This window comes from Roseomonas sp. CECT 9278, assembly GCF_918698155.1.
GTDB lineage: Bacteria > Pseudomonadota > Alphaproteobacteria > Acetobacterales > Acetobacteraceae > Neoroseomonas.
In genome coordinates this window covers 1-14,077 of the sequence record NZ_CAKKLX010000013.1, presented here as the reverse complement: position 1 = coordinate 14,077, position 14,077 = coordinate 1, and the positions used below count along the sequence as shown (strand labels likewise).

Here is a 14,077-nt window from a genome sequence, read left to right as displayed (position 1 = left end):
GTCAGGCGATCGCGGCGCGATAGGCGTCGATCAGGCGCTTGCCCTCGTCGCCGGCCTTGGCCACCCATTCATCGGCCTGCGTCGCGCCGATCCGCATCAGCCCCTGCATCAGCGCAGGCGAGGCAGTGCCGATGGTCATGCCGCGCTGCTGGAGGGTGTTCTGCTGGTTCACCGTCTCGGTGTCCGAGGCTTCCCAGCCGCGCGCCTCGGCCGCCGCGGCGGCGGTGCGGATCGCCGCCTGCACATCGGCCGGCAGGCCCTGCAACGCGCGGGTCTGCACGAAGATGGCATTCTTCGTGCGGGTGAAGCCGATCGGCGTGAAGTGGCGGCAGAAATCCCAGGCCTGCACATCGACGCCGGTGGCGGCGGAGGTGACCATGGCGTTCACCACCCCCGTGGCGAAGGCCTGCGGGACTTCCGCCTGCTGCACCAATGTCGGTGTCGCGCCGCACAGGGTCGCGAAGCGGTTGGTCAGCGCGTTGAAGGTGCGCATCTTGGTGCCGCGCAGCGTCTCGACGCTTTCCACCGGCACGTTGGTGTACAGGCCCGAGGGCGGCCACGGCACCCAATACAGCAGCGACAGGCCCTGCCGCTGGAAGCGCGCTTCCACATACTGCTTCTGCAATTCCGCCAGCTTGCGCGCCATGGTGGTGCTGGTCACCAGCATCGGCACGGAATCGACCTCGAAGAACGGGTCCTCGTTGCCATAGGCCGACAGCAGGATCTCGCCGATCTGCGCCTGGCCGGTCTGCACGCCGCGCTTGATCTCGGGCATGCGCAGCAGCGAGGCGTTGGAATGCACCTGGACCTGCAGCCGCCCGCCGGAGGCCGCCTGCACCTGCTCCACGAAGGTCCGCATGTTGCGCGTGTGGAAGTTGCCGTCCGGATAGGCGGTGGCGACCTGCCAGCGCGTCTGCGCCTGGGCGGCGCCGGCGCCGAGCGACGCGGCGGCGAGGCCGCCCGTGGCCGCGAGGATGTCGCGGCGGCGAAGGTTGGTCATGGGCAAGCCCCCTTGTTGTGCTTTTTCCTGAGCCATCTTCGGCGCGCTGTGCGGCCGGGCGCAAGGGGGGCGGGGGCCGCGCGCGGCCTGCGCGGCGACGCAATGCCCGCCGCCTGGGCGCCGCCTGCATGGCGCGCGGGCAGGCCAGGCCGCCCGCGCCGCGCCCGATGCGCCGCGGATCAGCCGGCGCGATACTGTTCGAGCAGCCGGCGCCCGTCATCCCCGGCGCGCGTCACCCATTCATCCGCCATGGTGCGCCCGACCCGTGCGAGGTCATCGAGCAGCTGCTGGGAGGGCGGGCCCACCTGCATGCCGCGCGCGGCGAGCGTCGCCTCGGTCTCGCGCATCGCGGCTTCCGAGAGCTCGTAGCCGCGCGCCTCGGCGCGTGTCGCGGCGGCGCGCACCGCGGCCTGGAGGTCGGCCGGCAGTGCTTCCAGCGCACGGCGCGACACCAGCACGGCGTTCTTCGTCATGGAGAAGCCCAGCGGCGTGAACACCCGCGCATAGTCCCAGGCCTGGGTATCGACGCCGGTGGCGGCCGAGGTGATCTGCGCCTGCACCACGCCGGTGGCGAACGCCTGCGCCAGTTCCGCCGACTGCACCAGCGTGGGTTGCGCGCCGATCAGCTGGGCGAAGCGGTTGGTCATGGGGCTGAAGGTGCGGAAGCGCTGCCCGCGCAGCTGCTCCAGCGAGGTCACCGGCGCCTGCGCGTATAGTCCCGCCGGCGGCCACGGCACCATGTACAGCAGGCTGAGCCCCTGGCGGGCGAAGCGCGCCTCGATGAACGGCTTCTGCAGGTCCGACAGCTTGCGGGCCTGGGCGTAGTTGGTGACCAGCTGCGGCAGGGCGTCGGCGTCGAACAGCGGGTCCTCGTTGGCATAGGCGGTCAGCAGGATCTCGCCCAGCTGCACCTGGCCGGTCTGCACGCCGCGCTTGATCTCGGGCATGCGCAGCAGCGAGCCGTTGGAGTGCAACTGGATCGACAGCCGCCCGCCGGCCGCCTGCTCCAGGTCCTGGAGGAAGGCGCGGATGTTGCGCGTCTGGAAATTCCCGTCGGCATAGGGGCTGGCCATCTGCCAGCGCGCCTGGGCGGAGGCCGCGGCGGGGGCGAGGGCGGCAAGGCCGGCGGCGCCGAGCAGGGCGCGGCGGTGCAGGGTCATGATGGTGGTGTTCCTCTCCCGTCGCCGCGGCACGGCCCGCGGCGTTGCCCGAGAGGTTACCGCAGGAATGCGCGGGAAGATCAAGCCAGCGCGCTGGCGTCAGTCCGGGTAGGTGGCGGGATCGACGCCGGCTTCGGTCAGGAAGTGGCGGATCGCCACGACCTCGTCCTTCGACAGGCTGTGGTGCGAATCATGGAAGGCATGGGCGTGGCCGTTCAGCGTCACGGCGACGCGCCCCGAGCCGTTGTGCGACACCTCGGCGCCTAGTTCCGCGAAGACCGCGTGCACGGCCTTGGGGTCGATATTGGCGCTGACGGGGTGCGCAAAGATCGCGTGCAGCACCTTGCGGTGACGATGGTTCATGGTGGGGCCCTTCGTGGCGCGGTGACGATGCACCGCTATCGCGCGTGACGCCGACCGCCGCCTTGCGCGGGATCAAGGACGCTGCGCGCCGCCCGAGGGGCCATGACAACGGATCGCGCCGGCGCGATCCGGGAGCGCCGCGCGCGACCGCGCCCGGACCGTCAGCCGCGCCGGGCGCACCAGTGCGTGGCGCGAAGGCAAGCCGGCCGGATGGCCGGCGCCCGCCGCCTGAGGGATCACAAAAATCCCGCTATGCGCGCCCGTAGGTGTCTTCGTAGCGCACGATATCGTCCTCGCCGAGATACGAACCCGACTGCACCTCGATCAGCACCAGCGGGATCATCCCGGGATTCTCCATCCGGTGCACGCAGCCGAGCGGCAGGTACACGCTCTCGTTCTCGCGCAGCAGGATCTCCTCGGCGTCGCGCCGCACGATCGCGGTGCCCGAGACCACCACCCAATGCTCGGCGCGATGGAAGTGCTTCTGCAGGGACAGCTTCGCCCCCGGGCGCACCTGGATCTTCTTCACCTGGAAGCGGTCGCCCAGGATCAGCCCTTCGTAGTGGCCCCAGGGGCGATAGGCGCGGCGGTGCTCGGTCGCTTCCTTGCGGCCCTTCGCCTTCAACTGCTCGACCAGCTTCTTCACGTCCTGCGCGCGGTCGCGATGCATGGCCAGCACCGCGTCGTCGGTCACCACCACGATCGCGTCCTGCAGGCCGACCACGCCGGTCAGGATGCCCTCGCTGCGCACCAGGCAGTTGCGCGCATCCACCAGCTCGACGGGGCCCGTCGTCGCGTTGCCGGCACCGTCCTGCGCGCTGATCTCCCACAGCGCGGCCCAGGAGCCGATGTCGGACCAGCCGATCGCGGCCGGCACCACCGCGGCGTTGCCCGTGCGCTCCATCACCGCATGGTCGATGCTGACCGACGGCGCCGCGGCGAAGGCCGCGGCATCGAGCCGCACGAAATCCATGTCGCGCTTCGCGCCCGCCACCGCCTGGCGCACGGTGGCCAGCAGCGCGGGCTCAAGGCGTTCGAACTCCGCCAGCAGCGCGGACGCGGTCGCGACGAACATGCCCGAGTTCCACAGATGCGCGCCGCCGGCGACGAAGGCCGCGGCGCGCGCCGCATCGGGCTTCTCGACGAAGCGGGCGATCGCGCGGGCGCCGGGCAGGCCGGGCAGGTCGGCGCCGGCCTCGATGTAGCCGTAGCCGGTCTCGGGCGCGGTCGGCGCCATGCCGAAGGTGACGATGCGCCCGGCGCGCGCCGCCGCGGCCGCCTGCGCCAGCGCCGCGTGCAGGGCGGGCAGGTCCTCGATGGCGGAATCGGCCGCCATGATCCACATGACGGTGCCGGGGCTCGCTTCCTCGGCCAGCAGGGCGGCGGCGGCGATGGCGGGGCCGGAGTTCCGCCCGGCCGGTTCCAGCACGATGCGCGCGCCGCGCCCGCGCAGTTGTTCCGCGACCAGGAAGCGATGCGCCTCGTTGCAGACGACCATGGGCGGCGCGAAGCCCGGCCCCTCGGCGCGCGCGGCGGTCTCGACCAGCATCGGGCGGTCGGAGGCGAGCGGCCAGAACTGCTTCGGATAGCCCTCCCGCGAGAGTGGCCACAGGCGCGTGCCGGTGCCTCCCGAGAGGATGACGGGCAGGATCGGCTGGTGGTGTTCGGTCATGGCGTCCGAGGGTCTGGAACGGGTGCGGCCCGACCTATGCGATGCAAACACGGCGAAGGGAAGGCGTCTCGGCAGCGGTGCGAAGGCGCCCTATCGTGCCGCGGGCAGCCGGAGGCCGGGGATTCGATGGATGGCGCGACCGATGGCGGGATCCTCGCCGGCATCCCCGAGGGCTTCGCGCCCCGCCATGCCGGCGGGCCGTTCCTGGAACCCATCGGCCCGGTCTTCCGCCGGCCCGAGGACGCCGGGGCGCGCTTCGGCATCCGCATCGAACGGCGGCACTGCAACAACCAGGCGGTGGCGCATGGCGGGATGCTGGCGACCATCGCGGACATCGTGCTGGGCATCGGTGGCGCCGAGCAGGCCGGCACGCCGGGGCATTTCGTGACGATCAGCCTGGTCACGGACTACCTGGCGCCCGCGCCGCTGGGGGCCTGGCTGGAATGCCACCCGGTGCTGCTGCGGCGCACGTCGCGGATGATGTTCGTGGAAGGGCGGTTCACCGCGGATGGGGTGATCGTGCTGCGCGCGAGCGGGGTGTTCGCGCTGCCGCGGCCGAAGGGCTGAGCAGGGAACCGGCCGCCCGCCTGGCCGCGCCGACGCTTGCGGCACCCCAAAAAGCAGGAAGGCGGGTCCCCCAAGGAACCCGCCTTCCCAAACCAATCCCGACCTACGTGGCCAGGACGACCCTCAGCCGCCTTCCTGCAGGGCGCTGTCCTTGCCCTTGCGGATGTTGGGCAGGAGCATCGCGACCAGCGCGACGGCGGCGATGCCCAGCATCACCGCGCTGATCGGGCGCTCGATGAAGACCATCGGGTCGCCGCGCGACAGCAGCATCGCACGACGCAGGTGTTCCTCCATCATCGGGCCGAGCACGAAGCCGATCAGCATCGGCGCCGCTTCCAGCCGCAGCTTCGAGCAGAGGTAGCCGAAGATGCCGAAGACCACCGTCTGGTACACGTCGAACACGTTGTTCTGCAGCGAGTACACGCCGATCGCGCAGAAGATCATGATGGACGGGTACATGTGGCGGTAGGGCACCGCGAGCAGCTTCACCCAGATGCCGATCATCGGCAGGTTGATGACCAGCAGCATCAGGTTGCCGACCCACATCGAGGCGATCAGGCCCCAGAACAGGTCGGGCTGCGCTTCCACCATGCGCGGGCCCGGCTGGATGCCCTGGATGATCAGCGCGCCCACCATCAGCGCCATCACGGCATTGGCCGGGATGCCGAGCGTGAGCAGCGGGATGAACGAGGTCTGCGAGGCGGCGTTGTTCGCCGACTCCGGACCCGCCACGCCCTCGATCGCGCCGGTGCCGAATTCGTGCCGGCCCTTCGAGATCTTGCGCTCCATCATGTACGAGCCGAACGAGGACAGCGCCGCGCCGCCGCCGGGCAGGATGCCCAGCAGCGAGCCCACCACCGTCCCGCGCAGCACCGCCGGGACGGCGCGCTTGAACTCCTCGCGCGTCATCATCAGCGAGCCGACCTTGCCCGACATGACCGACCGCGCTTCCGGCCGCTCGAGGTTCAGGATGATCTCGGCGATGCCGAACATGCCCATGGCGATCGAGACGAAGCCGACGCCGTCCGACAGTTCCGGGATGCCGAAGGTGAAGCGCTGCTGGCCGGTCTGCACGTCGGTGCCGACCATGCCGAGCGAGACGCCCAGCGCCACCATGCCGATCGACTTGATGACCGAGCCCTGCGCCAGCACGGCCGAGATCACGAGGCCGAGGAACATCAGCGAGAAGTAGTCGGCCGGCCCGAAGGACAGCGCCACCTGCGTCAGCAGCGGGCCCGAGGCGGCGACCAGGATGGTCGCGACCGTGCCGGCGAAGAACGACCCGAGCGCGGCGATGGACAACGCCGCGCCGGCGCGCCCCTTGCGGGCCATCTTGTAGCCTTCGAGCGTGGTGACGACCGAACTGACCTCGCCTGGCAGGTTCAGCAGGATGGCCGTGGTCGAACCGCCGTACTGCGCGCCGTAGTAGATGCCGGCGAGCATGATGATCGCGGTGGTGGCGGGCTGGCCGAAGGTGATGGGCAGCAGCAGGGAGATGGTGGCGACCGGGCCGATGCCCGGCAGCACGCCGATCGCCGTGCCGATGACGCAGCCGATCAGGCAGAACAGCAGGTTGTTGAAGGTGAGCGCGACCGCGAAGCCGTGCCCGAGATTCGTGATGAGATCCATGTCAGCCGGTCCCTTCGGTCAGAACTGCGGCCAGACCGGCACGCGGATATCGAGCTCGTAGATGAACACGGCGTAGCAGAGCACACAGAGGAAGGCGACGAGCCCCACCACGCCGACCGGCTTGTGCGTCTCGTCGGCGAAGGCCGACAGGATGACCGACAGCGCGATCGCCGCCATCAGGCCGAGCGGCTCCAGGATCAGCCCGAACAGCGAGAAGGCGGCGCTGATCAGGAACAGCGGTCGCCACGACTTCACGATCGACGGCACCAGGCAGCCGACGAACAGGCCGATGCCCAGCGAATTCCATCCCGCCGCGGGCCAGCCGCCCATCCGCGCCGCCACCAGCCCGGCCGCGGTGCCGGCCACGGCGCCGCCGATCAGGAAGATGATCTCCTGCGAGGTCCAGCGCGCCAGCGGGTCGGGCCCGTTGAACAAGCCGAAGAACAGCGCCAGGGCGCCCAGACCGCCCAGGATCGCGAGGGCGAGGAAGGGCATGTAGCCCGGCCCCATGCGCCGCGCCGATCCCATGTTGTGGTCCATGTTGAGCCACAGGCCGACCACCGCGATGGCGATCAGGATTGCCCCGGAGATGATGTCCTTGGTGTTGAGCTTCATGCTTGTTCGTCCACCCCAGTCAAAATGCCTGCCCCAAACGTCGAGATCAGTCCGGCGTCGCGCCGGAAGCCTGCACCAGCGGCGCCCAGAGCGCCACCTCCCGACGCACGAATTCGCCGTAACCCTCGGCCGTCATGTCGCCGGGCGTCCCGCCCAGCTCCGCGAAGCGTGCCCGGATGGCGGGGTCCGCCAGGACGGCGCGCGTCTCGCGGTTCAGCCTTTCGACCACCGCGGGCGGCGTGCCGGCCGGCGCCGACAGCCCGAACCATGAATCGCTGGCCAGGTCGAAGCCCTGCTCGCGGAAAGTCGGCACGTCCGGGAAGGCCGGGTGGCGCTGGGCCGAGGCCATGGCGACCGCGATCACCGACCCCTGCCGGATGTGATTGACCGACGACGGCAGGCTGTCCGACATCATCGGCACCTGGCCGGCGATCACCGCCTGCATGGCCGGGCCGGCGCCGCGGAACGGGATGTGGTTCAGCTCGCGGCCAACCAGCTGGCCCATGCGCACGACCATCAGGTGGTTCGACGACCCCGCGCCCGATGTCGCGACATCGAGGCCGCTGGCGCTGCGTGCCCGGGCGGCGGCATCGGCCAGCGTGCGGATGCCGGCGCGCGGATTGGCCACCCACACGGTCGGGTTCGACACCACAAGCGCGACATGCGCGAAGTCGGTCACCGCGTCATAGCGGATGCGCCCGCGATAGACGGCGGGGCTGATCGCGTGGCTCGCGATGTTGGACATCACCAGCGTGTAGCCATCGGGCGCGGCGCGCGCGACCATCTCGCTGCCCACGGTGGCACCGGCGCCGGCGCGGTTCTCGACCACCAGGGACACGCCGAGGCGTTCCTGCAGCCCGGCCGCCAGCAGGCGCGCGACCAGGTCGGTCGTGCCGCCGGGCGCGAAGGGAACCACCAGGCGGATCGGCTGCGACGGCCACGCACCGGATTGCGCGCGCGCCTGCTGCGCTGCCGCCACAGCCAATGCGGAACCGGCCAGCAGCGAGCGCCGGCGGAGCGTCCAGGACATCTTGCCTCCCAAGTGTCTGGCTGCCCTATGGCATGGGGGATGTGTCGTCGCAAGCGGCGCGGGAACAGGGTTCGCAAGCGGCGCGGGAACAGGGTTCGCAAGCGGCGCGGGAACAGGGTTCGCAAGCGGCGCGGCAGCAAGCTTCGCAGGCAGTGGTCGCCGGCGGCGCGTGCGCAATCCTCGCGCAGCATGCAGGATGCAGCTGGGCAGCGCCGACGCGTTGCGGGCAGGCTGCGACGGCGCTTGCCCGGGCGCGGCGCAGGCCCATGCCTTCTCACCTTTCACGGCAGCGGATACCGACCATGATCCCGAACGACCCCCAGCGCATCATCCGCGACGCCGCCGCCGCCATCGCGCCGCATCTCGTCGAACTGCGCCGCGACATCCACCGCGTGCCCGAACTCGCCTTCCAGGAGACACGCACCGCGGGCATCGTCGCCGCCGAACTCGCGCGGCTGGGCATCGCGCATCGCACCGGTGTCGGCATCACCAGCGTGGTCGGCGAGATCGCCGGCGGCCGCCCCGGCCCGACCCTGCTGATCCGCGCCGACATGGATGCGCTGCCGATCCACGAGGAGACCGGCATCGCCTTCGCCAGCACCATCGACGGCCAGATGCACGCCTGCGGCCACGACATCCACACCGCCACGCTGCTCGGCGTCGCCGCCGTGCTGCGCGACCTCGCGCCGCAGATCGCCGGCACCGTCCGCCTGGTGTTCCAGCCCGCCGAGGAAGTGCTGGAAGGCGCCGCCGCCATGATCGCCGACGGCGCCGCCGATGGCGCCGACATGGCGATCGGCTTCCACAACCACCCCGACATGCCGGTCGGGACCTTCGGCTTCGTGCGCGGCGCCTGCCTCGCGGCCTCGGACCGCTTCGACCTGGTGGTGCAGGGCAAGTCGGGCCACGCCGCGCACCCCTACGCGGCGGTCGACCCCATCGTCGCCGCGGCGCAGTTCATCGCGCAGGCGCAAACCGTCGTCAGCCGGGAGATCAAGCCGCTGCACCCCGCGGTCGTCACCGTCGGCATGATCGCCGGCGGCACCACCTACAACATCATCCCCGAGCGCGTGCAGCTGAAGGGCACCGTGCGCACCCTGCACCCCGCCGCGCGCGACACCGCGGAAGCCGCGCTGCAGCGCCTGGCCGACGGCATCGCGCTCGGCCTGCGCGTGACATGCGCCATGACCTACGTGCGCAAGGTCCCGCCGCTGGTGAATGACGACCGCGTGCTGGACCCCGTCATCGCCGCCGTCGCGCGCCAGATGGGCGCGGCACCGCAGGAAGGCGAACCGTCCATGGGCGCCGAGGACTTCGCCGAATTCGCCGCCCGCGCGCCGGCCTTCCAACTCCGCATCGGCTCCGGCGCGCCGGGGCGCGACGACCGGCTGCACAACGCCTTCTACCAGCCGGATGAACGCTGCATCGAACTGGGGGTGCAGGCGCTGTCGCGGGCGGCGCTGGACCTGCTGGCCTAGGTGAAGGAAGGTCGGGGGAGGGAACTCCCCCGAACCCCCTCCTTTTTCTGGGACCTGGGGACTGACGTCGGGGGGCAGCCCCCGCCCAACTTCCAGGAGCCGCGATGACCCATCGCATCGCCGAGATCACCGCCCCCGAGGTCGCCGCGCGCCTCGCCGCCGGCGCCGTCGCCATCCTGCCCATGGGCAGCCTGGAAACCCACGGGCCCGCCCTGCCGATGGGCGACTACCTGGTGGCGGAGGAGATCGCCGCGCGCATCGCCGCCGCAGCCCTGGCGCTGGGGGCCGACGCCCTGGTCGCCCCCGCCATCCCCTTCGGCGGCGAGGATTTCTTCGCCGGCGTGGCGGGCGGCATCACCCTGTCGATCCCGACACTCACCGCCGTCATCGAGGAAACCGCCGAGGCCTTCATCCGCACCGGCACGCGATCCATCCTGATCGTCAACGGCCATGCCGGCACGATCGGCCCGGCGGAGGCCGCCGCCCGCACCGCGCGCCACCGCCACGGCGTCATCATCCCCGCCCTGCACCTGTGGCGCGAAGCGGGCAAGCTGCACGCCGAACTCGGCGGCGCGGCCGAGCGTTTCGGCCATGGCGGCGACCCCGTGGCCTCCGTGACGATGCACCTGCGCCCCGACCTGTGCCGCCCCGACCAGGCGCGCCCGCGCCAGCCCACCGGCCCCTATCTTGGCCTGCCGCCGACCGGCTTCGGCGCCGTCCGCAGCCATGGCGTGGATTTCGCCGTGCCGATGTGGGTCGAGGAAGTCGCCCCCGGCGGCGTCGCCGCGCCCGACCCGCGCGCCGCCAACGCCGCGCATGGCCGCGCCATCACCGACCGCCTGGTCGCCGCCGGCGCGGCCATGTGCATGCAACTGCGCGACCACGCGGCGTGACACCCCGGCCGCGCCGCGCCACCGCCGCCCCGCGCGGCGCGGCGGCGGCATGCCCGCGCGGCACCGCGCCGCCCTCCCTCCCGCCAAGGACCACCCCATGACCCGCATCTGCGTCTTCGGCGCCGGCGCCATCGGCAGCCACCTCGCGACCCGCGCCGCGCTCGGCGGGGCCGATGTCGCCGTCGTCGCGCGCGGCCCGCACCTCGATGCCATGCGTGAACGGGGCATCACCCTGCACGCCCATGACGGCACCCGCACGGTGCGCGTGGAGGCCTTCGCCACCGCGGCCGAGGTCGGCCCGGTCGATGCCGTGCTGGTCACCACCAAGGTCCCCGCGCTGCCCGCCGCGGCGCGCGCCATCGCGCCCCTGCTCGGCCCCGACACGCCGGTCGCCTTCGTCACCAACGGCATCCCCTGGTGGTACTTCCTGCGCCATGGCGGCGAACGCGACGGGGAGCGCATCCCGCTGCTCGACCCCGGCGCGCGGATCGAGCGCGAGATCAGCATCCACCGCACGCTGGGCGGCGTCGTGTATTCCGCCAGCGCCGTCATCGAGCCCGGCGTGGTGAAGTCCGAGCACGCCGACATCCGCCTGTTCCTCGGCGAACCCGACGGCACCGTCACGCCACGCGCGCAAGCCATCGCGCAGGCCATCGAGGCCGGCGGCATGCCCTGCCCGGTGGTCACCGATATCCGCCATCGCGTGTGGGGCAAGCTGATGGGCAACCTGACCAGCGGGCCGCTGTGCATCCTCTCGCGCTCGGACATGATGACCACGCTGGCGGACCCCGCGGTCTATGCCGCGGCCATCGCGATCGCCGAGGAAGGGGCGGCGCTGGCGCAGGCCCATGGCCACGACCTCGCGACCTCGGCGCAGGCGCGGATGCAGCGCTCGGCGATGATCGCGCACAAGCCGTCCATCCTGCAGGACCTCGAACTGGGCCGCGCGATGGAGATCGACGCGCTGTTCACCGTGCCGCTCGACCTGGCGCGCCAGGCGGGCGTGCCGATGCCGGTCTTCGAACTGACGGCGCGGCTGGCGACGCAGGCGGCGCGCGCGGCGGGGCTGTATTCACCGGCGGGCTGAGCGTCGGTCCGGGACACCGTTTGAGACTGCCGGCACCGGCCGTCCATCCCCCCCGGCCACCCATCCAGCTTACCCTCGCCGGGTCGCCGGGGCGGGCCGGCGCCGGAGGTCAGGACGCGCCGCCCGGCGCGACCCCTGGCCGGGTTCAGGTCGGCGCCGCGCCCAGCGTGTCGGCCACCAGCTTCCACGGATACGCCGGTTCGACGTAGTCGCCCTGCTTCTGGCGCCGGGGCAGTTCGATCCTGTCGCGCCGGGGCGCCTCATAAGGGATCTGGCGCAGCAGGTGGCGGATGATGTTCAGCCGCGCGCGCTTCTTGTCGTCCGAATGCGCGACGAACCACGGCGCCCAGGCGGTATCGGTGGCGTGGAACATCGCATCCCGGGCGCGCGAATAGTCGTACCAGCGGCTGTAGGACTTCAGGTCCATGGGCGAGAGCTTCCACAGCTTCCGCCCGTCCTCGATGCGCGCCTCGAGCCGGCGCGTCTGCTCCTGCATGCCGACCTCCAGCCAGTATTTCAGCAGGATCACGCCGGACTCCACGATCGCCTTCTCGATGGCGGGGGCCATCTGCAGGAAGCGCGTGACCTGCTGTTCGGTGGCGAAGCCCATGACGCGCTCGACGCCGGCGCGGTTGTACCAGGACCGGTCGAAGATCACGACCTCGCCCGCCGCCGGCAGATGCGGGATGTAGCGCTGGACGTACATCTGCGACTTCTCGCGCTCGGTCGGCGCGGGCAGCGCCATCACGCGGAACACGCGCGGGCTGACGCGCTCGGTGATGGCCTTGATGGTGCCGCCCTTGCCGGCGCCGTCGCGGCCCTCGAACAGGATGCAGACCTTGGCGCCGGTCGCCTGCACCCAGCGTTGCAGCGACACCAGCTCGACATGCAGCGGGCGCAGCGCCTGCTCATAGGCCTTGCGCGACAGCCGTCCATCCGCCCTGAAGGGCGAGGGTTGCGCCGGCGCCTCGGCCGCGGTCGCGCGGCGCTTGCGCGCATCCTGCTTGCCTGCGTCCTGCCTGCGCGCGTCCTGCTTGCGCCCCATCGCCGCCTCCCGTCCCTGCCGCGCCTCGCGCCGCCTCAGCCTTCCGGCTGTTTCCAGCTCAGGAACCATCCGACCTCGCCGGGCATTCCGCCCGGCCAGTCGAGGATCTCGACCTGCAGCTGGAAGCCGCGCGGGGCGAGTTCCGCCTGGTAGAAGTCGAAGGCGCGCCGGGGGAAGCCCTCCAGCCGCTCGTGCCAGTTCGGGTCGTGCGAGGTGATGCCGCGCCCGGAATCGGGCAGCCATTCCGACGGAAACTGCAGCACCAGCACGCGCTTGTCGCCATTCGCGACGGCGCGCCGCACCGCCGTGGCGATGCGCTCCATTGCCTCGGGCTGCACCTCGCGGTCCTTGAAGGCCTCGCGGATCGCCTCCCGCTCGGCCTTGGCGGCGGCCTCATGCGCAAGGGCCTCGTCCTGCGCCGCCTTGCGGGTCTGCGCCATCATGTCCCAGATCGCCTGGGCGCTGAGATTGTCCGCCGTGAGGTTCATATCCTTGCTCCCCTGCCGCTGGCCGCGCCTGCCGGGCGTTGCGTCCGGCCAGCATCTTGCGCGCTGCGTGGGCGCGGCGTCTTGACCTGAATCAAGACGCCGCGGCCGCGCGGTTCACGCGCTCTCGGGCAGCAGGCCGGTGCGGATGACATGCGGCCAGGCGGCGCCGAAGCCCAGTTCCTCGGCGCGCCGGGCCGCGGCATCCCAGTCGTAGCGCAGCGCCAGCAGCTCGACGCCGACCGCCTCGCCATCCAGGTGCAGCACGGCGTAGCGCGCATGTGGCGTGCCGGCTTCCTGGCGGTGCGCCGGTTCGCGCGAAATGCGGAAGCCCGGCAGCCCGCAACTGCCGGGGTTCACCACCAGCGGCCCGCCGGGCACCTGCACCATCGCCGCGCGATGGCTGTGCCCGCACAGCACCACGCGCGCGGCCATGCCCGCTTCGCCCAGGCGTTCGCGGAGCACCGCCATCGGCGCCTCGCGCAACCGCCCCTCGACGACTTCCTCGATCAGGTTCTGCACGTCGGAGTGCGGCGTGCCGTGGCAGGCCAGCACGCCGGGGGCAGGTTCCAGCAGCGGCGGCAGCGCCATCAGCCAGTCGCGCTGCGCTGCCGAGAGCTCGGCATGGGCGTGGCGGTCCTGGCCGGTCAGCGCATCGCCCTCGCGCTCGCTGATCCAGCGGTCGTGATTGCCGCGGATGGATGGCACGCCACGGTCCTGCAGCAGTTCCACCGTCTCGCGCGGCCAGGCTGCGCCGGAGGCGATGTCTCCCAGGCAGACCACGTTGTCGATCCCACGCGCCGCGATATCCGCCAGCGCCGCCCGCAGCGCGGCGACATTGCCATGGATGTCGGTGATGACCGCCAGCTTCATGCGCGCCCTCCGGGGATATGCGTCCTGACGGTGCGGCGTAGAGCAGTTCCCGTCCGGGGGGAATCATCCGATCCGATGAAGATGCCCGCGACGGTGCGAAGCGGCCGCCGCCGTCGCGCCGGCATCGGCGCGCGGCGCGCCGGCGCATGCCCGGCCGCCCGCGCGGCGCCAGGCCGCGCC

Annotated in this window: 14 protein-coding genes; 4 read left to right on the top strand and 10 right to left on the bottom strand. The window is 71.8% G+C overall.

Annotated features, from left to right (window positions below; genetic code table 11):
* Window position 1 precedes the first annotated feature (1 nt).
* The 4 genes from LQ222_RS10770 to LQ222_RS10755 all read right to left on the bottom strand — a co-directional run bounded on the left by LQ222_RS10770 (window position 2) and on the right by LQ222_RS10755 (window position 4,195).
* Window positions 2-1,000 carry a TRAP transporter substrate-binding protein gene (locus LQ222_RS10770; protein WP_230166366.1) on the bottom strand — a complete coding sequence of 333 codons (999 nt, stop codon included), beginning with the start codon at window positions 998-1,000 and terminating at the stop codon, window positions 2-4.
* Window positions 1,001-1,179: 179 nt separating this feature from the next.
* On the bottom strand, window positions 1,180-2,160 hold the full coding sequence (locus LQ222_RS10765) for a TRAP transporter substrate-binding protein (protein WP_230166365.1): 981 nt from the start codon (window positions 2,158-2,160) through the stop codon (window positions 1,180-1,182).
* Between the two features lie 99 nt (window positions 2,161-2,259).
* Window positions 2,260-2,523, bottom strand: coding sequence for a hexulose-6-phosphate synthase (locus tag LQ222_RS10760; RefSeq protein ID WP_230166363.1), 264 nt, complete (start codon window positions 2,521-2,523; stop codon window positions 2,260-2,262).
* A gap of 250 nt (window positions 2,524-2,773) precedes the next feature.
* On the bottom strand, window positions 2,774-4,195 hold the full coding sequence (locus LQ222_RS10755; RefSeq protein WP_230166361.1) for a mannose-1-phosphate guanylyltransferase/mannose-6-phosphate isomerase: 1,422 nt from the start codon (window positions 4,193-4,195) through the stop codon (window positions 2,774-2,776).
* A 126-nt stretch (window positions 4,196-4,321) separates the two neighbouring features.
* Between LQ222_RS10755 and LQ222_RS10750 the strand changes: the two genes are divergently transcribed.
* On the top strand, window positions 4,322-4,762 hold the full coding sequence (locus tag LQ222_RS10750) for a PaaI family thioesterase (RefSeq protein WP_230166360.1): 441 nt from the start codon (window positions 4,322-4,324) through the stop codon (window positions 4,760-4,762).
* 123 nt (window positions 4,763-4,885) lie between these two features.
* Here the strand turns inward: LQ222_RS10750 and LQ222_RS10745 are convergent, their stop codons facing one another.
* Genes LQ222_RS10745 through LQ222_RS10735 form a run of 3 tightly spaced genes read right to left on the bottom strand, consistent with a single transcriptional unit; the run spans window position 4,886 to window position 8,036 of the window.
* A complete protein-coding gene (locus LQ222_RS10745) occupies window positions 4,886-6,391 on the bottom strand; it encodes a tripartite tricarboxylate transporter permease (protein ID WP_230166359.1) in 1,506 nt (501 codons plus the stop codon).
* Window positions 6,392-6,409: 18 nt separating this feature from the next.
* Window positions 6,410-7,006, bottom strand: a complete 597-nt coding sequence (locus LQ222_RS10740; protein WP_230166358.1) for a tripartite tricarboxylate transporter TctB family protein — start codon at window positions 7,004-7,006, stop codon at window positions 6,410-6,412.
* Window positions 7,007-7,052: 46 nt separating this feature from the next.
* Window positions 7,053-8,036: a tripartite tricarboxylate transporter substrate binding protein gene (locus LQ222_RS10735; RefSeq protein ID WP_230166357.1), complete on the bottom strand. Its 984-nt coding sequence runs from the start codon at window positions 8,034-8,036 to the stop codon at window positions 7,053-7,055.
* A gap of 302 nt (window positions 8,037-8,338) precedes the next feature.
* Between LQ222_RS10735 and LQ222_RS10730 the strand changes: the two genes are divergently transcribed.
* The 3 genes from LQ222_RS10730 to LQ222_RS10720 all read left to right on the top strand — a co-directional run bounded on the left by LQ222_RS10730 (window position 8,339) and on the right by LQ222_RS10720 (window position 11,494).
* Window positions 8,339-9,514 carry a M20 family metallopeptidase gene (locus LQ222_RS10730; protein WP_230166356.1) on the top strand — a complete coding sequence of 392 codons (1,176 nt, stop codon included), beginning with the start codon at window positions 8,339-8,341 and terminating at the stop codon, window positions 9,512-9,514.
* A 104-nt stretch (window positions 9,515-9,618) separates the two neighbouring features.
* Window positions 9,619-10,407 carry a creatininase family protein gene (locus LQ222_RS10725; protein WP_230166355.1) on the top strand — a complete coding sequence of 263 codons (789 nt, stop codon included), beginning with the start codon at window positions 9,619-9,621 and terminating at the stop codon, window positions 10,405-10,407.
* Window positions 10,408-10,504: 97 nt separating this feature from the next.
* On the top strand, window positions 10,505-11,494 hold the full coding sequence (locus tag LQ222_RS10720) for a ketopantoate reductase family protein (protein ID WP_230166354.1): 990 nt from the start codon (window positions 10,505-10,507) through the stop codon (window positions 11,492-11,494).
* A gap of 145 nt (window positions 11,495-11,639) precedes the next feature.
* Here the strand turns inward: LQ222_RS10720 and ppk2 are convergent, their stop codons facing one another.
* The 3 genes from ppk2 to LQ222_RS10705 all read right to left on the bottom strand — a co-directional run bounded on the left by ppk2 (window position 11,640) and on the right by LQ222_RS10705 (window position 13,897).
* Window positions 11,640-12,539 carry a polyphosphate kinase 2 gene (gene ppk2 / locus LQ222_RS10715; protein WP_230166351.1) on the bottom strand — a complete coding sequence of 300 codons (900 nt, stop codon included), beginning with the start codon at window positions 12,537-12,539 and terminating at the stop codon, window positions 11,640-11,642.
* A 35-nt stretch (window positions 12,540-12,574) separates the two neighbouring features.
* Window positions 12,575-13,027, bottom strand: a complete 453-nt coding sequence (locus LQ222_RS10710) for a hypothetical protein (protein ID WP_230166349.1) — start codon at window positions 13,025-13,027, stop codon at window positions 12,575-12,577.
* Between the two features lie 114 nt (window positions 13,028-13,141).
* Window positions 13,142-13,897, bottom strand: a complete 756-nt coding sequence (locus LQ222_RS10705; protein WP_230166348.1) for a metallophosphoesterase — start codon at window positions 13,895-13,897, stop codon at window positions 13,142-13,144.
* Window positions 13,898-14,077: the final 180 nt, after the last annotated feature.